The 20,957-nt window shown below is 58.1% G+C and carries 19 protein-coding genes and 1 tRNA gene; 10 read left to right on the top strand and 10 right to left on the bottom strand.

Going from position 1 to position 20,957, the window contains the following annotated elements:
* Positions 1-4 precede the first annotated feature (4 nt).
* Positions 5-1,474: a glycosyltransferase gene (locus WBG04_RS06915; protein ID WP_424313653.1), complete on the bottom strand. Its 1,470-nt coding sequence runs from the start codon at positions 1,472-1,474 to the stop codon at positions 5-7.
* A gap of 40 nt (positions 1,475-1,514) precedes the next feature.
* Complete coding sequence (locus WBG04_RS06910) at positions 1,515-3,767, bottom strand: NAD(P)-binding domain-containing protein (RefSeq protein ID WP_424313652.1); 2,253 nt, start codon at positions 3,765-3,767, stop codon at positions 1,515-1,517.
* 237 nt (positions 3,768-4,004) lie between these two features.
* Between WBG04_RS06910 and WBG04_RS06905 the strand changes: the two genes are divergently transcribed.
* The 7 genes from WBG04_RS06905 (at position 4,005) to WBG04_RS06875 (ending at position 13,368) form a co-directional block, all read left to right on the top strand.
* Positions 4,005-4,439, top strand: a complete 435-nt coding sequence (locus WBG04_RS06905; protein ID WP_424313651.1) for a YHS domain-containing (seleno)protein — start codon at positions 4,005-4,007, stop codon at positions 4,437-4,439.
* Between the two features lie 211 nt (positions 4,440-4,650).
* Positions 4,651-6,003, top strand: coding sequence for an NADP-specific glutamate dehydrogenase (gdhA, locus tag WBG04_RS06900; RefSeq protein ID WP_424313650.1), 1,353 nt, complete (start codon positions 4,651-4,653; stop codon positions 6,001-6,003).
* A 13-nt stretch (positions 6,004-6,016) separates the two neighbouring features.
* Entirely contained in the window at positions 6,017-7,657 is a 1,641-nt protein-coding gene (locus tag WBG04_RS06895; RefSeq protein ID WP_424313649.1) for an acetolactate synthase large subunit, read from the top strand.
* Between the two features lie 11 nt (positions 7,658-7,668).
* Complete coding sequence (locus WBG04_RS06890; protein ID WP_424313648.1) at positions 7,669-9,096, top strand: aldehyde dehydrogenase family protein; 1,428 nt, start codon at positions 7,669-7,671, stop codon at positions 9,094-9,096.
* A complete protein-coding gene (locus WBG04_RS06885) occupies positions 9,096-10,499 on the top strand; it encodes an esterase/lipase family protein (RefSeq protein ID WP_424313647.1) in 1,404 nt (467 codons plus the stop codon). Before WBG04_RS06890 ends, WBG04_RS06885 begins: the two co-directional genes overlap by 1 nt.
* A gap of 277 nt (positions 10,500-10,776) precedes the next feature.
* Positions 10,777-11,034, top strand: a complete 258-nt coding sequence (gene rpsO, locus WBG04_RS06880; RefSeq protein WP_424313646.1) for a 30S ribosomal protein S15 — start codon at positions 10,777-10,779, stop codon at positions 11,032-11,034.
* A gap of 177 nt (positions 11,035-11,211) precedes the next feature.
* Positions 11,212-13,368: a polyribonucleotide nucleotidyltransferase gene (locus WBG04_RS06875; protein ID WP_424313644.1), complete on the top strand. Its 2,157-nt coding sequence runs from the start codon at positions 11,212-11,214 to the stop codon at positions 13,366-13,368.
* A 179-nt stretch (positions 13,369-13,547) separates the two neighbouring features.
* Here WBG04_RS06875 and WBG04_RS06870 read toward each other — a convergent pair whose 3' ends face one another.
* The 6 genes from WBG04_RS06870 to WBG04_RS06845 all read right to left on the bottom strand — a co-directional run bounded on the left by WBG04_RS06870 (position 13,548) and on the right by WBG04_RS06845 (position 18,095).
* On the bottom strand, positions 13,548-13,673 hold the full coding sequence (locus tag WBG04_RS06870; RefSeq protein WP_424313643.1) for a hypothetical protein: 126 nt from the start codon (positions 13,671-13,673) through the stop codon (positions 13,548-13,550).
* Positions 13,674-13,692: 19 nt separating this feature from the next.
* A complete protein-coding gene (locus tag WBG04_RS06865) occupies positions 13,693-14,922 on the bottom strand; it encodes an RsmB/NOP family class I SAM-dependent RNA methyltransferase (RefSeq protein ID WP_424313642.1) in 1,230 nt (409 codons plus the stop codon).
* Between the two features lie 70 nt (positions 14,923-14,992).
* The gene (locus WBG04_RS06860; RefSeq protein WP_424313641.1) at positions 14,993-15,151 is read right to left on the bottom strand and encodes an entericidin A/B family lipoprotein; all 159 of its coding nucleotides are present in this window, start codon (positions 15,149-15,151) and stop codon (positions 14,993-14,995) included.
* 218 nt (positions 15,152-15,369) lie between these two features.
* Entirely contained in the window at positions 15,370-16,692 is a 1,323-nt protein-coding gene (locus tag WBG04_RS06855) for a UDP-glucose dehydrogenase family protein (RefSeq protein ID WP_424313640.1), read from the bottom strand.
* A gap of 189 nt (positions 16,693-16,881) precedes the next feature.
* Positions 16,882-17,274, bottom strand: a complete 393-nt coding sequence (locus tag WBG04_RS06850; protein ID WP_424313639.1) for a hypothetical protein — start codon at positions 17,272-17,274, stop codon at positions 16,882-16,884.
* 68 nt (positions 17,275-17,342) lie between these two features.
* Positions 17,343-18,095, bottom strand: coding sequence for a 7-carboxy-7-deazaguanine synthase QueE (locus WBG04_RS06845; RefSeq protein WP_424313638.1), 753 nt, complete (start codon positions 18,093-18,095; stop codon positions 17,343-17,345).
* A gap of 113 nt (positions 18,096-18,208) precedes the next feature.
* Here WBG04_RS06845 and WBG04_RS06840 point away from each other — a divergent pair, with 113 nt between their 5' ends.
* The gene (locus tag WBG04_RS06840) at positions 18,209-18,742 is read left to right on the top strand and encodes a cob(I)yrinic acid a,c-diamide adenosyltransferase (RefSeq protein WP_424313637.1); all 534 of its coding nucleotides are present in this window, start codon (positions 18,209-18,211) and stop codon (positions 18,740-18,742) included.
* On the opposite strand, the gene WBG04_RS06835 is transcribed toward WBG04_RS06840, so the two are convergent.
* Positions 18,687-18,992: a Smr/MutS family protein gene (locus WBG04_RS06835; protein WP_424313636.1), complete on the bottom strand. Its 306-nt coding sequence runs from the start codon at positions 18,990-18,992 to the stop codon at positions 18,687-18,689. The two genes, WBG04_RS06840 and WBG04_RS06835, sit on opposite strands and share 56 nt — an antisense overlap.
* 93 nt (positions 18,993-19,085) lie before the next feature.
* Here WBG04_RS06835 and WBG04_RS06830 point away from each other — a divergent pair.
* Both WBG04_RS06830 and rnc read left to right on the top strand, forming a co-directional pair.
* A tRNA-His gene (locus WBG04_RS06830) sits at positions 19,086-19,161 on the top strand.
* A gap of 65 nt (positions 19,162-19,226) precedes the next feature.
* Positions 19,227-19,919 carry a ribonuclease III gene (rnc, locus tag WBG04_RS06825; protein WP_424313635.1) on the top strand — a complete coding sequence of 231 codons (693 nt, stop codon included), beginning with the start codon at positions 19,227-19,229 and terminating at the stop codon, positions 19,917-19,919.
* Here rnc and WBG04_RS06820 read toward each other — a convergent pair whose 3' ends face one another.
* Positions 19,920-20,777 (bottom strand): sugar phosphate isomerase/epimerase family protein, encoded by an 858-nt coding sequence (locus WBG04_RS06820; RefSeq protein ID WP_424313634.1) that lies wholly within the window; start codon positions 20,775-20,777, stop codon positions 19,920-19,922. It abuts the gene before it with no gap.
* Positions 20,778-20,957 lie beyond the last annotated feature (180 nt).

The following is a 20,957-nucleotide window of genomic DNA, read 5'->3' as shown; positions in this document are numbered from 1 at the left end:
CCAGCTACGTGATACGTCGTAGTTGCTCCCGCAGGCTCGACCAGCCCACCAGGCTGAAGCCGGCGATGTAGAGCGAGAGGAAGGGAAGGATCGCGAGGTTGCCGCTTTTGGCAAAACACCAGAAAGTCCAGGCGGCATAGATCCCGGCGGCGATTTCGAGGAGAGGCAGCCAGTTGGCACGGGTGCGGTAGGAGATCGAGGTCGAAGCCCCGCTTTTCGGCGTGCGGATGAAGCCGCTTTTGATGCCGAGGAATGCTTCGGCGATGGCGCGGGTATTGGAAATGCAGATACCGAAGCCGACGAGCATCAGGGCGGGGAGCAGGGCGACCCGTTTCAGCCAGTTCTCGGGATAGAGAAGACGTTGGCAGGTAATGTAGAGCGCGGAGGGGCCGAGGGTGGCGAAAATCAGGGGAATCGCGATGATGGCGAGCCAGATGAGCGAGATCTCACCTCGGAGTTCGTAGAGTGCCGGAAGCGCAAGCAGTGCGACGACGAGCATCAGCGGGTGGGCGAGGTAGTGGCAGAGGTGGAAGTAGGACTGATGCTTGGTGAGCAGGCTTTGGTCGGACCTGAGGACGGTGGGAAGGAGTTTGATGGCGGTCTGAAGCGAGCCTTTTGCCCAGCGGAATTGCTGGCTTTTGAAGGCAGTGTAGGACTCGGGAAGTTCCGCAGGTACGGTAACATCGGCGACGTATTCGAGGTGCCAGCCTTTCAATTGGGCGCGGTAGGAAAGGTCGAGGTCCTCGGTCAGGGTATCGGCCGTCCAACCGCCGGCGTCCTCAATCGCCGCCCGCCTCCACAGTCCCGCAGTCCCGTTGAAGTTGAGAAAGAGGTGGTTTGCGGAGCGGGCGGTCTGTTCGACGAGAAAGTGACCGTCGATGCCGATCGATTGAGCCCTTGTTAGAAGCGAGCGCTCGCGATTGAGGTGCGTCCAGCGTGCTTGCACGAGTCCGGTCTTCGGGTCCTGGATGTGGGGGAGCATCCGTTTCAGGAAATCGGGTTCGGGAACGAAGTCGCTGTCGAAGATGGCAATGAACTCGCCCTTGGCTTCCGGCATCGCATCGGCAAGCGCACCGGCCTTGTAGCCGTGACGTTTCTCGCGGCGGGAGACGTCGATCCAGATACCTTCGGCGCGAAGATTTTTGGCCACCCGATCCACGAGCTCGCGGGTTTCGTCGGTGGAGTCGTCCAGGACCTGGATCTGATGTTTTCCCGGAGGGTAGTCGAAGGTGGCGACGGCCCGGATGACGCGCTCGGCGACATTGAACTCATTGTAGAGCGGGATTTGAGTGGTGACGATCGGAAGCCCCTCCGGCTTCCAGTTGGCTTCAACCTGGCGCTGCCGTGCGTGGGTTTCCTTTGCTATGCGGGCGTAGAGAAACAGCAGGATGTAGCAATTCAATCCGTAGGCCAGCAGGCCGGCGCTGGCGGTGAGGTAGAGAACGAGGGCGATGGTGCGCAGGGTTTCCGGCATGCTTTGAAAAGTATAGTGCGGGCGGGAGGCCCACGCTCCTCTATTTTTTGCGCCGTTCGGCAAGCTGGACCAGGGAGGCGGGGAGGGTGTCAAAGACGGGCTTCTGATTTTTGTCGAAGCGGCCGAACTCAAGCACGCCGGTCGGGCAGCTTTGCACGCAGGCGGAGCAGCGCACGCACTCGGGATCTTCCATCGGCTTGCCCTTGTTGGCGAAGGCCATGACGTCGATGCCCTGGTGGCAGACGGAGGTGCAGACGTTGCAGGAAATGCATTTGTCCTTGTCGGCAAAGATCCGGAAGCGGGTGAAGCGCGCGTAGATGTGCATCAATGCGGCGAGCGGGCAGGCGAAGCGGCACCAGGCGCGGCCGGAGAAGTGGAAGTAGAGGCCGTAGCCGATCGCCCCGGCGATCCAGAGATCGATGATGTATTTGTAGGAGAAGACGGAGTTCTTGTCGGTCAGGTTGGCGGCGAGTTTTCCGAGTCCGGAATCCGGGAGCAGCCAGCCACCGACGCGAAGGGCGAGCAGCAGCAAGGCGAGCAGCAGGATGATCTGTCCGATCATGTTGACTTTGTTCCACTTCGGGCCATGCGGCATTTTGTGGCGATGCTGGTCGCCGAGGGTTTCGGCCATCGCACCGCAGGAGCAGATCCAGCCGCAATAGGCGCCTTTTCCCCAACGCCAGACGATCAGCGGGATGATCACGAAGGTCTGGATGAAGCCGAGGATCAGCCAGCCCCAGAGCGGCGCTTCGGTAAAGATGTTATAAATGAAGAGCGGCCAGGCGAGGATGAAGCCGAAGGCGCGCCAGTATTGGGTGGGTTCGGTGCCGGGGCCATTCGAGAGGAAGGTCATGCCGAACCACTCGCCGATGCCGCCGTTGGTGAAGGCACCGTTGGCACCCATCCAGGGAAAGATGACGTAGGGAAGCAGGAAGAGCGGGATGATCTGGAACGCGGCGAGCGTCGTGGTTTGGAGTTTGACGTAGGGAGTCTTGCGTCTTCTGACACGACGGATGCCGAAGACGACGATGAGCGCGGTGTAGAGCACCGCAAACAGGAAGCCGGGATCGCTCGATGCCGTCTTCAGCGTGGTGCTGAGGAGTCCGTTCTCCCCGCCAATCACCGGGATGTTGAAGGGGAACCAATCGTTTCGCTGAAAGATCGGCCAGAGGTTACTGTCCTTCAGGCCGAGGAAGTCGACGTAGCCCTTCAGGTGATAGAGGAAGGTCATCAGCAGCATGAAGAGCCCGAGGCCCAACCACCACTTCGGGCTGGTGTCACCGGTGACATGGATGCCCGACTTGCGGAAGAAGTCGAGCGGGGCCTCGCGGCCGATCAGGGTGAAGACGTAGTCGTTGGGAATCACCGTGTCACAGCCACTTTCGCCGCAGATCGTGACTTCCTTGTCATCGATGTCCTGAATATTGGTGCCCATGTGCAGGGTCAGCTTTCCATCGCTTTCGAGCTGCTTGAGTTTTTCGATGTTCTCGGCCTTGGGGCGGGCGAACTCATTCTTGCGATAGGAGAGGTCGACCTTGGCGCCTTCCTCGGCGAGGGAAATGGCAGCTTCCATCGCCGAATCGCCGCCCCCGACGACGAGCACACGCTTGCCGCCGAACTTCGAGGCATCGATGAGTCGGTTGGAGACCTTGTCGAGTCCTTCTCCGGGCACGTTGAGTTTGCGGAAATTTCCGGTGCGGCCGATGGCGACAATCACACGCCTGGCCTTGATCGTGCCGTCCTTGACGTGCAAATGGATCAATCCGCCGGTGCGGGAAAGCTTCTGGATTGCTGCTTGGGTCGTCTCGATCCCATGCTGCTGCTGTTGCTCTTCGAGTTCATCGAGCAGCGCCTCCTTGACCTCCGACTTGAAGCGCATCTCACCAGCGGGAACCATTTCGGTGGGGTAGGCGTAGATCGGCTTCTTGCGCGGGAAATTCCTGATCGTGGAGAAGGACTCCGCGGATTCGTAGATCTTGAAGTTTAGCCCGGCCTTCTTCGCCTCAATCGCTGCGGAGATGCCAGAGACTCCGGCACCGATAATGGCCAAGTCGAGGGTCTCGTCGTCCGGCTTACTCGTCCGGAAATTGCTTTCGGCAAGAATGGCTTCGACGGCACGTGCGCCGGTGTCAGCCGAAAACTTTAGCAGTGGGACCCCGGTGAGATCGCCGACAATTCGGATACCCGGAATATTGCAGGTGCCGTCATCATTGACGGCGGGAGATTTTTCCACCCTGCCCGCTGGCCATTGCGTGTGGAGCCAGTGGGTATAGCGGGAGATGGGGTTCGACATGATGGAGAAAAAATTGAGACGTCGGGATCTACGATTTCTGCCTCAAGTTGCACAGCACGCACTTCCCGGACTCCCTAAAGAAGTAGAATTGGTAGGATCTATTCCCCGCTTTCCCGTCATTAAAGCAAATCCACGAATTCGGGAGATCAGGTGGAATATCTCAAGTGTCGACTTGCTCAAAGGGGAAAGCAGTTGACCGGCCTGTGGTTGTTCGACTCAGCAAATAGAAATATTACTATGAAAATCGTAAAGAAATTCGCCGCTGTCCTCGCATTCGTCTTCACGGCGCTCACCGCCCAGTCGGAGGAAATGAAAAAGCCGGAACTGGATGGCTACTGCCCTGTCTGTTATATTGCTGCGGGCAAGGCTGTCGAAGGAAAGAAGGAGTATGCTGTCGAGCACGAAGGGAAAACCTACCTCTTCGTCAATAATGAGGCGGTATCGGCGTTTGAGAAAGAGCCGGCAAAATATCTTCCGGCTTACGACGGGTGGTGCGCGTACGGCATCTCGCTTGGCAAGAAGTTCGAATCTGATCCCACCGTGTTCAAGGTGGTGGATGGTCGTTTGTTCCTGAACAAGAGCCCGGAGGTTGGCGAGCTCTTCTCCAAGGGAACGGAAGGCCATATCTCCAAGGCGGACGCGGAATGGAAGAAGATGGCGATGGTGAAGTAATCGGGGGGCTTGCCATCGAACCAGGAAGCGGGTGCTCGGGAGGCCGGGTGCCCGCTTTCTTACTTGAATTAGCGAGCTGGCGAGTCGAATGGAGACTCGGGTTGTGGGATCTCCGTCTCCGAATTGGAATGCCGGGGCACCCATTTTCTCTGACCTTGTGTCACGTCCCAACTTGTGACGAGCCTAACGAACCCGAACCCCAATTGAATCGATGAGCAAAGATACGTGTAAAGATGTGGATGCCTTCATGAGTGGCCTGATCAAACGCAATCCGGGCGAGCCTGAGTTTCACCAGGCGGTGAAGGAGGTTGTGGAGAGCGTGATGCCTTACGTTCGGGACAGGGAGGAATACTGTCGGGCTCAGATCCTTGAACGGATGACCGAGCCGGATCGAATCGTGATTTTCCGTGTCACCTGGGAGACCGATGATGGGGAGATCCGTGCGAACCGTGCGTGGCGGGTGCAGTTCAACAATGCGATCGGCCCCTACAAGGGCGGTCTGCGTTTCCATCCCTCAGTCAATCAGAGTGTTCTCAAGTTCCTCGGCTTCGAGCAGACCTTTAAGAACAGCCTGACTGGTCTGCCGATGGGTGGAGGCAAAGGGGGATCGAATTTTAATCCCAAGGGTAAGAGTGATCGCGAGGTGATGCGTTTCTGCCAATCGATGATGACGGAGCTTCACCGACATATTGGCGAACACACGGATGTTCCGGCGGGAGATATCGGTGTCGGGCCGCGTGAGATCAGCTACCTCTACGGTCAATATAAACGGCTTGAGAACCGCCATACTGGCGTCCTCACCGGCAAGGGTCTGGCCTTCGGAGGGAGTGAAATCAGGAAGGAGGCAACGGGCTATGGGTGCATGTATTTCTGCGACAATATGTTCGGGAATCGTGGGGATTTGATCGAGGGCAAGACCGTGGCGGTGTCTGGTTCGGGTAATGTGGCCATCTACGCGGTTGAAAAAGGTATCGAACTGGGGGCGAAGATCGTGACCATGTCCGACAGTGGTGGCTTCATCCACGACCCCGATGGAATCGATGCCGAGAAGCTCGCCTTCGTGAAGGAGCTCAAGGAAGGCAAGAGAGAGCGGATTTCGAAGTATGTCGAACGCTTCAAAAACGCAAGCTACCACGAAGGGGAGCGGCCTTGGTCGGTCCCGGTCGATGTGGCGATGCCCTGTGCCACGCAGAATGAGATCAGTCCCGAAGAGGCGAGGGAGTTGCTGAAAAACGGAGTGAAGGCGGTCTGCGAGGGAGCGAATATGCCGACAGAGCTTGAGGGGGCGCATGCTTTTGTGGACGCGGGGATTCTCTATGGTCCATCGAAGGCGGCGAATGCCGGGGGTGTGGCGGTGTCAGGGTTCGAGCAGACTCAGAATGCGGAGCGGCTCTCGTGGAGTCGCGAGAAGGTCGATGAAGGACTCAAGGATACGATGCGCAACATCCACAACAAGTGCGTGGAGTTCGGCGAGGGAAAAGATGGAGTCAACTATGTGAAGGGCGCGAATGTCGGTGGCTTCGTCAAGGTTGCGGAGGCGATGCTCGCGTATGGAGCCGTTTAACCAAACAGATTGTATGAAGGCATCGGATTTAATGGTGAAGGCGCTGGAGAACGAAGGCGTCGAGTATGTTTTCGGGATTCCTGGTGAGGAGAATCTCGATCTGTTGGACTCGCTTTCAAGGTCGTCGATCAAGTTGATCCTGACTCGACATGAGCAGGCGGCAGGTTTCATGGCAGCGACCTACGGAAGACTCACGGGCAGGGCGGGAGTGTGCATGTCGACGTTGGGTCCCGGGGCGACGAATCTGGTCACCGCGGCGGCCTATGCTCAGCTCGGAGGCATGCCGATGATGATGATCACGGGTCAAAAGCCGATCAAGCGAAGCAAGCAGGGCCAATTCCAGATCATCGACGTGGTCGACATGATGGGTCCGATCACGAAATACACCGAGCAGATCGTCAGTGGTGACAATATTCCCTCGCGGGTCAGGGAGGCCTTTCGCTTGGCGGAAGAGGAACGGCCTGGAGCGGTGCATCTGGAGCTACCGGAAGATATCGCGGCAGAGGATACTGATTCCATGCCTTTGAAGGCGAGTCAGGCGCGGCGACCGACGGTTGAGGAAAAGTCGGTCAAGGTGGCGGTCGATTTGATCCAGGAGGCCCGTCATCCATTGCTGATCCTCGGAGCGGGAGCGAACCGCAAGCTGACGGCGAAGCAGCTCCGGACTTTTGTCGATGAGAAGGGGATTCCCTTCATCACGACTCAGATGGGCAAGGGAGTCGTCGACGAGACCCATCCCCTGTTTCTCGGCAATGCCACGCTTTCAGCCGGCGACTTCGTGCATCGGGCGGTGGAGCAGGCCGACCTGATCATCAACGTCGGCCATGATGTGATCGAGAAGCCGCCCTTCTTCATGAAGGAGGGGAAGCGCAAGGTGATTCATGTGAATTTCAGCTCCGCGAAGGTCGATCCGGTCTATTTTCCGCAGGTCGAAATGGTGGGTGATATCGCGCATAGTATCTGGCAGCTCAATCAGCACGTGAAAACCCAGAGTCATTGGGACTTCAGCTACTTCATGAAGGTAAAGGAGGCGATGAATGCTCACGTGGCTGAGGGAGGCGACGATCCTCGCTTCCCGATGGATCCAAGGCGGCTGGTGAAGCTTGTTCGGGAGGTGATGCCGGACGATGGCATGATCGCGCTGGACAATGGTATCTATAAGATTTGGTTCGCCAGAAACTACCCAGCGAGGCTGCCGAACACCGTCTTGTTGGATAATGCCTTGGCGACGATGGGGGCGGGCCTGCCATCGGCGATGGCTGCGAAGATCGTCTATCCTGAACGCAAGGTTGTTGCGATCTGTGGCGATGGGGGATTCATGATGAATTCGCAGGAGCTGGAGACCGCGGTGCGGCTCAAGCAGGATCTCGTGATTCTGATCCTGAACGACAGCGCTTACGGCATGATCAAGTGGAAGCAAGCCCACATGGGCTTCGCCAACTACGGACTGGACTTTGGGAATCCATGCTTTTGCAAATATGCGGAAGCCTACGGAGCGAAAGGTCATCGAGTTACGGGTTCCAACGAACTTAAGCCACTAATCAGCCAGTGTCTGGATCAAGGAGGCGTGCATCTGATCGATCTGCCGGTGGATTATTCGGAGAATGACCGGATTCTGAATCAGGAACTTCCCGCAAGGAGCAAGCAAGTGTAGCCTGATGCATCATGATTCTCGAAACCTATCCCTACTATCTCGCCAACGAGGCGCGGCAACCGAATGAGGATTTGGTCGTCACTGACAAGTTCAGCGGTGAGCCGGCGACACGTGTAGCGCTGGCCGACGAGGCGGCGATTGATGAGGCGATCGGTGCCGCCGTTGAGGCCGCTGGTGCGATGGCGTCGATGCCCGCATACGAACGGCAGGCGGTGCTCGATCATTGCGTGAAACGCTTTACCGAGCGAAAGGATGAACTGGCTCAGGCGCTCTGCATTGAGGCGGGGAAGCCGATCAGGGATAGCCGCGGTGAGGTTGCTCGCTTGATCGACACCTTCCGCATTGCGAGTGAGGAATCGGTAAGGATCAGTGGTGAAGTGCAGAATCTCGAGATCTCGGCGAGGGCGAAGGGCTATCGCGGGATGTGGAAACGGGTGCCGATCGGCCCTTGTTCGTTCATTTCGCCCTTCAACTTTCCGCTCAATCTCGCGGCGCACAAGGTGGCTCCGGCCATTGCGGTCGGATGTCCCTTTGTCCTGAAACCGGCGAGCCTTACGCCGATTGGGGCTTTGTTGATTGGTGAGGTGCTGGCGGAAACGGATCTTCCGAAAGGGGCGTTTTCGATTCTTCCCTGTCGGCGAGAGGGGGCCGAACTTTTCACCACTGATGAGCGGCTGAAGTTGCTTAGTTTCACGGGTTCTCCCGGAGTCGGCTGGGATTTGAAGTCCAAGGCAGGAAAGAAGAAGGTGATTTTGGAGCTGGGAGGAAACGCAGCCTGTGTCGTCGATGCGGATGCCGATCTCGAAGATGCGGTTGAACGGATCATCATCGGTGCGTTTTATCAAAGCGGGCAAAGCTGCATCGGCGTGCAGCGGATCATGGTGCATGACTCGATCTACGAGGACTTTCGTAGCAGGCTTGTGGCCGCGACCGTGAAATTGAAGTCCGGTGATCCGAAGAACGAGGACACCTTCATCGGGCCAATGATTTCCGAGAAGGAAGCAGAACGTCTGGATGAATGGATCAAGGAAGCCAAGGACGCGGGTGCGGGGATTTTGTGCGGTGGAAAGCGGAACGGTGCGATGCTTGAGGCGACGCTGTTGGAAAATGTGCCAGCCGATATGAAGATCTGTCGGGAAGAGGCTTTCGGGCCGGTAGCGGTGATTTCGAGGTTTTCGGACTTCGGCGAGGCTCTGGATCAGGCGAACAACAGCGACTTCGGCCTCCAAGCTGGGATTTTCACCCGTGATCTTTACAAGATGCTTGATGCGTGGGATCGGCTCGACGTTGGCGGCGTCGTGATTGGCGATGTGCCCTCGTGGCGGGTCGACAACATGCCCTACGGAGGGGTGAAGGATAGTGGTCTCGGACGGGAGGGTGTGAAGTTTGCCATGGAAGACATGAGCGAGATCCGCAACCTTGTGATCCGAACTCCGTGATGCGCGAATTCCTGAAGAATGTTCCGAGCCGCCTTTTAATCGTCGTCGTGATGACGATTCTGCCGGGCTGCATGCCTCGGGATCCGAGGCCAGCTTTGGGTGAAATCTACAATCCGACCGCGCAGAGGATCCACGTTGACCGCAATCCGATCATCGTGGTTCCCGGTGTGATGGGTTCGAAACTAGTCGATGCCCAAGGGAATGTGGTCTGGGGAGTGTTCGGTCCGGGTGGGATCGATCACCGCTCGGCGGACGGGATGAGGTCGATGGCTTTGCCTGTTTCTGCGAGTGGCTGGCCCAGGGATGATGTCAGGCCCGATGGGGCGCTGGAGGAACTTCATGTTTCCTTGGGTTTCAATTTTCACTTCAAGGCCTACTCGCGGATGCTGGCGGCTTTCGGGGCAGGCGGTTATATCGATCCGGCTCATATCGAAACGGGTGGCGTGGAGTATGGCGATGAGCATTTCACCTGCTTTCAATTCGCTTACGATTGGCGCCGGTCGAATGCTGAGAATGCAGCAAAGCTTGATCAGTTCATCGAAGAGAAGGCGCGCTATGTCGAACGGGAGAGGAAACGACGATATGGGATCACCAAGAAAGTGAAGTTCGATGTGATTGCTCACTCGATGGGGGGATTGGTGGCGCGATACCATCTGATGTATGGCGGTCGTCAGCTCAGTGCAGACGGCAGGATGCCAGTGACTTGGGCGGGAGCAAATCGGGTGGAGAAACTGATTTTGGTGGGAACTCCGAATGGAGGTTCGGTTTATGCTTTCGAGAATCTTGAGAAGGGCCTGAAGCTCTCGCCACTTCTGCCGACGATAAAACCGGCGGTGATTGGGACGATGCCCTCGGCCTACGAGTTGCTGCCGCCGGGTGGAGATGGGGCTTTGATCGATCAACACAGTGTCGCGATCGACTACTACAATGTGGACGAGTGGGAGCGTCGGGGCTGGGGTTTGATGAATCCTGAGCAGGATGAGGTGCTTGCCAAACTGATGCCGGACGTGGGTGATCCGGCGGCGCGCCGGAGTCGGGCAAGGGACCAATTGAAGAAAATGCTGGAGAATGCCAGGTCGTTTCATCGGGCAATGAACCTGCCGGTGGCATTGCCCGACGGAGTGGAGCTTTTTGCATTTGTCGGCGATGCCGTTTCGACGGCGAGTCGGATTCAGGTTCAGGCGGACGGGAAGATGGAGTTGATCGACTGGATTGCGGGAGATGGTACGGTGACCCGGAAGTCCGTGATGAGGGACATGAGGACTGCTGGGGAAGCTGGATCGCCGATGAGAGGGCCGATCAAGTGGACGGGGGCCCATTTTGTCTTTACCGACCACGTTGGGATGACCGCGGACCCGGCATTTGTGGACAATGTGCTCTATTTGCTGCTGGAGCGGCCGTGAAAAGGTGAGGGAGGGAATTTCCAATAATCAGCAAGGAATGATCAAATTCCAAGTGGTGGGCGATGAGCGGCCATCCCGTTGAGGTCAGAGCCTTGATCATTGAAAATTCCTTGCTGGATATTGGATGTTCTTCCCCAAATGCACCGTTGCGGTCACCCGGCGGCATTCCGGCGTTCTGAGCCGGATTCTCCTTGCAATTCGGCCGGAATCCGCTTTCTTCCGCGGTCCCGAGCAAGGGCAGACCGGCTAAGGTGGCTGGACTGAACAGACCAAATACATGAGCGAAAGCACCATCAATCCCGCGGACTTCAAGGTCCATGAAACCGACACCGGCAGTTCTGACTATCAGGTTGCACTGCTGAGCCAGCGCATCCTTCACCTGACCGCCCATTTAGGCATTCACAAGAAGGACGTTTCGTCGCGCCGCGGGCTTCTCAAACTCGTCGCCCAGCGCCGCAAGCTTCTCGATTACACCCGGAGCAAATCCGAAGAGCGCTACCAGAAGCTGATCAAGGGCCTCAACCTTCGTCGCTAGACACTTTCCCTCGATTCGGCCACGGACATTTCCGTGGCCGTTTCGTTTGAATGCGGTGGGCTGGACTTCCAATTGCCAGCTCTCCGTGGACGGACCCTCAACCTTTTTCCGGGCTGTCCGAACCATCCGTAGTCTCCACCGAGTTGGTGGGGCAATTGAAGAACGTAATACACGACAATGAACATCCACACCGTTACGAGCCAGGTTGGCTCAAACCCCATCACCTTTGAAACCGGAAAGCTTGCCAAGCTCGCTGACGGTGCTGTGGTGATGTCCTCCGGCGAAACCGTTATTCTGGTGACCGCCGTTTCCCAAACCAAAGTCCGCGAGGGCCAGACATGGTTCCCGCTTTCCGTCGAATACAAGGAGAAGGCATCCGCTGCCGGTCAATTCCCCGGTGGCTACTTCAAGCGCGAAGGACGTCCGACCGAGAAGGAAATCCTGACCTGTCGCATGACGGACCGCCCACTGCGTCCGCTTTTCCCGAAAGGCTATCTCTACGAAACCCAGATCGTCGCCCTGCTGCTCTCCGCAGACCAGGTGAACGATTCGGACATCCTTGCGATGAACGGCGCTTCGGCCGCTCTTTCGATCTCTGACATTCCTTTCGCCGGCCCCATCGGTGCCGTGCGCGTGGGTCGTGTCGACGGCGAGTTTGTCGTCAACCCAACCTTCGATGAGCGCGAGGAAAGCGACCTCGATCTCGTTTACGTCGGCAACAAGCAGGACGTGATCATGATCGAAGGTGCTGCTGATCAGCTCCCGGAGGATGACTTCATCAAGGCCCTCTACTTCGCTCAAGAGAGCGTGACCAAGCTGGTCGAAGCTCAGGAAGAACTCGTCCGCCTCGCTGGCAAGCCGAAGCGGGAATACAAGGTGACCGTCGCCAAGGAAGAACTCCTTGAAGTCGGATACGCCATCGCTGGTGACCGCATCGAGGACGCCATCTACGCCGCTTCCAAGGTTGAGCGTGGCAAGAAGGTCGGCGCCCTGCGTGACGAAGTCGAAGCCGCGATCAAGGAGAAGTATCCTGAAACGACCGACTTCGAAATCGAGCAGGTCTTCGAATACATCCAGAAGAAGGCGTTCCGCATCGCAATCATGGAGAAGGGCATCCGTGCCGACGGTCGTCAGATCGAAGAGCTTCGTCCGCTGTTCGCCGAGAAGGATTCCCTTCCACGCGTTCATGGCTCCGCGATTTTCGCCCGTGGCGAAACTCAGGCCATGGGCATCTGCACCCTGGCTCCTGCTGACGAGAAGCAATTCTTCGACAACTACGCCGGTGGTGAGGACAACAAGCGTTTCTTCCTTCACTACAACTTCCCTCCATTTTCGGTGGGTGAGTGTGGTCGGATGGGTGGGATCAACCGCCGCGAAATCGGTCACGGTGCCCTCGCTGAGCGTTCGATCGCCCCAGTGATCCCCGACGAAGAGGATTTCCCCTACTCCATGCGGGTTTCTTCCGAAGTATTCGAATCGAATGGTTCAACTTCGATGGCAACCGTTTGTGCCGGCACGCTTTCGCTGCTCTGCGCCGGTGTGCCACTCAAGGCACCTGTCGGTGGTATCTCGACGGGTCTCGTCGTTGATTGGAATGAAGACGGCACGATGAAGGCGCACAAGGTGCTGCTCGACATCATTGGATCGGAAGACTTCTACGGTGACATGGACTTCAAGCTTTGCGGCACCGATGATGGGGTCACGGGCTTCCAGCTCGACCTCAAGCTTCCTGGCTTGCCGCTTTCGATCCTTGAGGAGGGCATCCGCCTTGCGAAGACGGGCCGCACCGCCGTGATCGCCAAGATGAACGAGTGTGTCTCCGAGGCACAGCCACTGAGCGCTCACGCACCACGCATCGTTTCCGTCAAGATCCCAGCGGATCGCATTGGCGAATTGATTGGCCCTGGCGGCAAGAACATCAAAGGTATCCAGGCTGAGTCCGGCGCCGAACTCAATATTGAGGACGACGGCACCGTGCACATTTATGCTTCCAAGGAAGAAGGCCTCAACCGCGCCAAGGAGCTCATCGATCGCATGTTCCAGGAGATCGAGGTTGGCAAGGTTTACACCGGCAAGGTGGTTTCGATCACCAACTTCGGTGCCTTCATGGAAGTGCTGCCTGGCAAGGACGGCCTCGTCCACGTCTCGGAGTTGGCCGAAGGCCGCACCGAGCATCCCGAGGATGTCGTCAAGAAGGGTGAGATGATCACCGCCAAGTGCGTCGGCGTCGACGAAAAGGGCCGGGTCAAGATGAGCCGTCGTGCATGGCTCCGGGACCAGAAGGCGGAAGCTGCAGAAGCGGAAGGATCCGCCGAGCCGGCTGCTGCTGAGTAAGCATTGACTTCAATTCACAGAGCCCGTCACTTCGAAAGAGGTGGCGGGCTTTTTGCTGGGAGGTGGCACGCCCTCATGGCACCTGGGGAAGAGCCGTGATCCGGCAGTGAGATCTGTAAAGGTGGAAGATCCCCACCCTGTGTGGGACGGGGGCGTCGCACCTCCCATGGCGGTCGTCTCTACCTCGCCGTTGCTTCCTTCCGCTCGAACTCAGCGGTGTTGCTGAGATACCAGATCCCTGCAGCCGACCCGATGACGGCGATCAGGACAATCAGGGCGATCAGCATACCGAAGCAGGACTTCATGGGAGGGAGTGTTTCGTGATCAGGCGCTTCTGACAAGCAAAGCCGCGTAGGCTCCGTCGGTGCCGTCCGTCTGAGGAAGGGCGTGGTGCTGCTTCTCCAATCGTAGATCGGGATGGACGGCTAGAAACGAGGCGATCAGTGCGTCGTTCTCTTCGGCTTCGATCGAGCAGGTGGAATAGACGATTCGTCCGCCGGGCTTGAGGCAGGGCAGGGCGTTCTCAAGGATGGAGGTTTGAGTCTTGGTCAGGCGAGTGATGTCTTCCGGTTGGAGGCGCCAGCGGACGTCGACTCGGCGGCGGAAGACTCCGGTATTCGAGCAGGGAACATCCAAAAGGATGCCATCGAAGGCTCCGTGCCACTTGCTTGGTGCGGGATGGGTCCAGTCATGGACTTCGATGGCGCGACCCGTGATCCGCAGACGCTCGAGGTTTTGTTCGAGACGGGGGAGGCGCTTTTCGTTCGAATCGGTGCAGGTTAGGTCTCTTCCCGATCCTTGGGCGGCGGCGATGAGAAAGGCTTTGCCACCCGGTGCGGCGCAGGCATCGAGAATCTGTTCTCCCGGTTTCGGATCGAGGAGTTCGACGCAGTGGCGAGTGGCGAGATCGGTGATGTAGATCTGCCCCTTGGCAAGCAGATCGGCTGGGATCTTCCCATCGATTTCAAAGTAGCCGGGTGGCAGTTCGATCTCGGAATCAGATGATGGGACCTCGAGATGTTCAGCGAGGGGGTTGACCCGGGCAATGGTGGGGGCAGGAGCGTTGTTGAAAGCCATCAGGTCGATGACGGCTTCCTTACTGAAAGCCTTCTTCCAGCGGTTGTAGAGCCAGTCGGGGTGGGAGAATGCGACGGCGGGAGGTAGCTCCGAGATATCTAGTAGTTTCTCCCTCGATCCGGCGGCACGGCGCATCACCGCATTGATCAGTCCGCGGCTGCGTGACTTGCCAAGCTCGACGGTTTCGAAGACGGCGGCATGGTCCGGCAGGTTGAGAATCAGCAGCTGGCAGAGACCCACCCGGAGGATGTCGCGTGTTTCGTGATCGAGCTTCCCTTTTCTCAGCTTGCCGATCCAGTGATCGAGCAGTCGTCGATGGCGCAGCACGCCGAGAACGATGGCATTGAGCAGACCCCGGTCGGAGGATGAAAGTTCATTGCGCGAGGCGTGACGTTCGATCAGGCCATCGGCATAGACATGACCCTTTTCCCATGCACGGAGGATCGAGACGGCGGCGCGGCGTGGGGATTTGGACATGCAGGTAAAAAAGGGCCGGGTTCGGAGAGTCTCCGTCCCGGCCCGTTGATAAGGCGAATTCCAGGTTGAATCAGTTGGTCCCGGTTCCGCCGGTGTCATCGGCCTTGGTTTCCAGCTTCGACCCGACTTTCTGGAGGTCTTCGCCAAAGCCGGCAGTGGTGTTGCAGGAGGAAAGAACGGTTCCCGATGCGAAGGCAATGAGGGCGAGAAGTAGTGAATTCTTGATCATGTCGGAAGGAGTATTGGAGTGCTTGCATTGAATTTCAATCCCGAATCGATTCGAGAGGAACTCAATCCACAGGCGATTTGAGGCCGCTTTGGGTCGGCTCAGGGAGTGGTCGAGAGGCGGAAGAACTTAGGATCGGAAGGGGCGCTTGCTGGCGCTTCCCACAGAAACGCCTCCATCACCGTAGGGCGATGGAGGCTAGGGAATGATCAACGAGCGAGTCAGATCCCGATCGAGGGACGACCGATCGAGTAGTACTCGAGACCAGCGGCCTTGACGTCATCCGGATCGAGGAGGTTCCGGCCATCGAAGACGAGCGGCGTGCGGAGACGCTTGGCCACTTCCGAAAGGTCGGCCTTGGCGAACTGGGGCCACTCGGTGCCGATGATCAGGCAGTCGGCTCCATCAAGGGCGGCATACATGTCTTCGGTGTAGCTGATGTCACCTTCGAGGTTACCGAAGCGCTTGGCGGTTGGGATACCCTCGGGGTCGGTGGCGACTACGGTGGCTCCTTCGGCAAGAATGACCTGAGCGAGTTTGATGGCGACCGACTCGCGGACGTCGTCGGTGTTTTGTTTGAAGGCGAGTCCCCAGAGGGCGATCTTCTTCTCGCGGAAGACCCAAAGTTTTTCGCGGATCTTACCGAGGAAACGATCGAGTTGGTCGAAGTTGATACGCTCGACTTCCTTGAGCAAGCCGAAGGGCTGGCCGAGGGTTTCGGAGATGTGGATGAAGGCCTTGATGTCCTTCGGGAAGCAGGAACCACCGTAACCCAGGCCAGCGTTGAGGAACTGGCGACCGATGCGCTTGTCCATGCCGATGCCTTCGGCGACCTTCTCGACGTCGGCACCCGCGGCTTCGCAGATGTTGGCGACAGCGTTGATGTAGGAGATCTTGAGGGCGAGGAACGAGTTGGCAGCGTGCTTGATCAACTCGGCGGAGTTGATGTCGGTGACAAGCACGGGAGCGACGAATGGCTCATAGAGCTTCTGCATGTAACCGAGGGCCTTTTCGTCGTTCGAGCCGATCACGATCCGGTCAGGATTGAGAAGGTCGTCGACCGCGCAGCCTTCGCGCAGGAATTCGGGGTTGGAAACAACGCCGAACTCGACGCCTTCAGGTGCGTAACGGCGGACGGTTTGCTCGACCTTGTCGCCGGTCTTCACGGGCACGGTTGATTTATCGACAATCACGCGGTAGCCGAGATCGGGCGTGAGGCACTGGGCGATTTCGCGGGCAACCTTTTCAATGAAGGAGAGGTCGACGGAGCCGTCGGTCTGCGGAGGGGTGGGAACGGCGATGAAGATGATATCTCCGTTGTTAACACCTTCCTCGGTGGAGGTGGTGAATTTCAGGCGCCCTGCGGCGACGTTCTGCTTCACAAGTTCGGCAAGTCCCGGTTCGTAGATCGGGATCTCGCCCCTGAGGAGCGTTTCGATCTTCTCGGGATTGTTGTCGACGCAGGTGACATGGTGACCGACTTCCGCAAAGCAGGTGCCGCTGGTAAGTCCGACGTAGCCGGTTCCAATGATAGTGATGTTCATTTTCTTTAGGGAGGGGGTGGGGGATGACGCCGGGGCCTTTAGCAGAGGCCTGCGCCGGGATCAACACCTAGCTGGTCGGGGCGACCATTGGTGCAAAATCGCTAAGTCCCCGTTAGAATAAGGGATTGCGGGCGTTAGGTCGACAAAAAGATGACCTGCTACGCGATCATGGGGGGCTGGATTTGAGCCTCAATAGGTGATCAAGGCCACCAACTCAGCATCACTGAAATCCGCTGGATTTTCGGCGGCAACGACTAAGGCTTCAGTACGAAGGATCTCGTCCATGGCCTCAAGCGATGAAGCTTCCGCTGGGTTGCTATCCACGACCGGAACATCGTCTTCTGGTTGTTGAACCAGCAAGAGGATGGCAATGGCAGCGGTGGCCGCAGTCGTGAGCCCACCCACGGCCATGGGCAGCGCAAATCTCTTCCACCAAGGCTGAGCCCTGGGTTCCAGACGGGCGGCGCGGACGACGTTGTCAGTGAACGAGGGACTCGACTTGACGCTGGGACTTTGCCGGAGCAAATCCCAAACGGGATCCTTTTCCCATGGATCGGGGTTGGAGTCGTGGTCGCGTTTCATGCTTGGAATGGACTGTTCGTCGGGAGAAACCCGCTTGCCAGCGGAAAGTTGCGCAGGTTCTTCTCCTTTCAAACACCCCGCTTGTCGCCCCAGAGGCGGACATGAAGCCGGTCGCAGTAGCGCCATCCGCGGGCGAGGGCTGCAGCGGCGAGCTTCGAGCCGTGGCGATCGAGTTCTGCCGAGGTGCGGCCTTCGGGCATCAGGAGAACTCGCCCGGGAGGTAAGGCAAAGCGCTTGGCGAGCAACTCGATCTCTTCAAGGTCGGCGCTGCTGGTGGCAACGAATTTGAACCAGGCCTTCGGGTTGGTCGCGAGATGCTGGAGGACATCGGGCATGATACGGATCGCCTCGTCCATGCCGGAGTTGGCAAGTTTCGGCGAAACGTTGAATTGATTGACCGCGTCTGAAAATTCCGCGGAGGGCATGCGGGTAGCGTTGGTTTCGACTTCGAAAAAAAAGGCCGGATCGGTCTGGCGGAGCAGTTGGATAAGTTCGATCCAGCCTTGCTGTTGGAGAAGAGGTTCACCACCGGTGAGGACGACACGCCGAGTTGGGTATTTAAGGACGTGTTCTGCGATCTGGGCTGGATCGAGCTCGATGGTGACCTCTGATTTACGATACTTCCGGTAGTTCGCTTGGGCATCGAAATCATGAGTCCAGGGGGTCCCTTCGAAGTTCCATGTATAGTCCGTGTCGCACCAGCGGCAGTGGAGGTTGCAGCGGGAGGCGCGGATGAAGGTTGCGGGCAGCCCGGCCGAAACGCCCTCACCCTGAATGGTGTGAAAGATTTCAGGTCCCTTGTTGAGCCGGGCGAGTTTCATGGATCAAACAAGTCCGAAGGTCTCAGGGTCGGAAAGACTAAAAGTCCGAATTGTCGGGTCTTGCGTTGATCCCGATATTGGACCTTTTAGGTTTAGGCGTTAAGACTTCAAGCATGAGCATTATCACAGGGCGGGGAGATACAGGTGAAACCGATCTTCTTTTTGGCAAGCGTGCACCGAAGACGGGATTGCGGGTGGAGGCCTTGGGAGCGGTGGATGAGTTGAATGCTGCGCTCGGTCTGGCTCGGGCATCCGGACTGGCTGAGGAAGTTGAAGCGGTGGTGGATCAGGTTCAGGAGAAGCTGGTCGGCTTGATGGGGCAGCTTGCCTTTCTGCCGGAGGATTCCGCTCGGTATGATGAAAAGGGCTACGCGAAGGTGACCGATGAGGATGTGGGTTGGCTGGAGTCAACGGCTCGGAAGTATGAAGAGCGCGGAATACGGTCTACCGGATGGGCGAGACCTGGAGTCGAGCATTCCCTGGCCCGGGCGGGGCTGGATGTGGCGCGAGGCGTGGCGCGGCGTGCGGAACGCCGGGTCTGGCAATTGCACGAGGAGGGCGAATCGGTGCCGGAGTCGGTGCGGCTCTATTTTAACCGTCTGTCGGATCTTCTGTGGATTCTGGCACGCGCAGACGCACCCAAGTAGCGCCCCAGCCGCCGGAAGATGCTCCTGCGGGGTACTGGAAATCGAGCACTTCGGGGAGCCGGCCGAGTAAGGCATGAACGCCTTCGCGCAAGGCACCGGTGCCCTTGCCATGGATGACGCGCACCGTATGGATGCCTTCCTTGAGGCATTCGGAGAAGTATTCCGGCAGCAGTTCGCCAATCTCGGAAGGGCGGAAAGTGTGCAAGTCGAGTTCCGGGGTGATCGGGATGGGGAGAGGTTCATCGTCCACCTCCCGAGGGTGAAGTATTTGTCGGCCCCGAGACATCATTTTTCGCTTTGCAAACGGAAGTTCGCGGCTTAGATCTCCCCGCCTCCGGTAACGGTGGCCGTAGCTCAGTTGGTAGAGCCCCGGATTGTGATTCCGGTTGTCGCGGGTTCAAGCCCCGTCGGTCACCCCACCTTTTTTCGTCGGGGAGCACAGCGCTTCCGGGTAGAAGAGGCGGTCTCCGGTCCGACCGTCGCCATGGAAAGTCTCGAAAGCCGCCTCGATTATAAGTTTCGTAATTCGCTCTTGCTTGCAGAGGCAATGACCCACCCGAGCTTGGCCTACGAGTCCCAGAGGCCCCATTTTGACAACCAGCGACTTGAGTTTCTGGGCGATGCGGTGCTGCAGCTGATCCTGACTGAGGATCTGTTCAAGATGTTTCCCGACTTTCCGGAAGGCAAGCTGACCAAGCTGCGTTCGAGATTGGTTTCCCGCAGGGCGCTGGCGCGATTTGCCCTGGCGATTGACCTCGGATCCTACGTGCTGCTCGGAAAAGGGGAGGAGGCGACGGGTGGCAGACGGCGTGTTTCGACGCTGGCCGACGCCTTTGAAGCCCTCATCGGAGCGGTCTATCTGGATACCGGGTTTGACAAGGCCCGTGAGCTCGTCCTGCGCTTGTTTCAGACCGAGATCGAAGCGCTGGCGGGAAGTCCCGAGGAGCGGAATCCCAAAGGCGAGCTTCAAGAATGTCTGCAGGCCATCCAGCCGGAGCCGCCCGAGTATCAGATTCTCAGCGAAACGGGACCGGACCACCGCAAGGTGTTTCAAGCCCAAGTCGTGTGGCGCGGAATCACCCTCGCCGTCGGTCGGGGCAAGAGCAAGAAGGAGGCTGAAGCCAGAGCAGCGGGTGAAGCCCTCAGGTCACGGCTCTGGGAAGAGGATGTCGCCTGATCAGGCACGCATTTTTCCGTAGGCTCGGAGGTAGCCGGCACACTGGGCAATCTCGGGCTGGGAATGCTTCCAATTGTGCTCGTATTCGATCGAGACGTTGCCGGCAAAGCCATGTTTTCGAACCTCATCGAGGATCGCGATATTGTCGATGATCCCGGTTCCGAAAGGCCGGTCGTGGGTCCATTTGCCGATCTCGGCCCGATCCTTCATGTGGAAGGCGTGGACCCGCGGAGCGATCTTCCTGATCACCTCGAGAGGAACCAGACCGGAGGTCGCCCAGTGGCCGATGTCGGCGCAGTAGCCGATGCGTTCGTCACGACCTTCGATGGCTTTCCAGATCTTGTCAGGGTTCCAGAGCTTGGTGGGTTTGGGGTGGTTGTGGAAGCAGACCTTGAGGTCGAACTCCTTGGCGAGTTTCTCGAGGGTGTCGAGGGCTTCCAGTGACTCAGTCGTGATGCCGTAGAGACCGAGCGTCTTCGCAAAGTTGAAGATGAGGCGGGCCTCTCCTTCGTCTTTCGGCACCTTGGTGACGCCGTAGTTGACCGGTGTGATTCCGTGCTGCTTGCAATGCTCGAGGATGGCGTCCAGCTGATCATCGGGCATCGCAGGCTCGACCTTCGCCTTACCAAAGACGCCACCGACGGTTTGGCCGGGAAAAATCTCGACGGCTGTGGCACCGGCTGCCGCGGACATCTCGATGGCTTCAAAGAGAGTGAACTCCTTGAACGACCAGCATTGCACCGCAATAGCGAAGCCCGAGGGAAGAAGGGCTCCCGAAGGAATCGGTTTGGCGGTGGATGGGAGGCTCAGAGCCGCGCCGGCGGCGGGTACCAGGGTGAGTAGCTTGCGGCGATTCATGGTCTTTGGATATTCCATTGATCTCAATTCGGTATTCCCGGCCCAATACGCCGGAAATTCCAGAAAACTATCGCAGGGAAGCGCGTGGTCTTTGGGCTCTTCCAGTCTTTGGTGTAGGCCCCTCGAAACACCATGCCCCCAGTCCAGACGAACTGGACTGGGGGCGTGGCGGACCGGGAG

Origin of the sequence: Haloferula sp. (assembly GCF_049672945.1) — a bacterium.
GTDB lineage: Bacteria > Verrucomicrobiota > Verrucomicrobiia > Verrucomicrobiales > Akkermansiaceae > Haloferula.
This window is presented reverse-complemented; position numbering and strand designations above follow the sequence as displayed.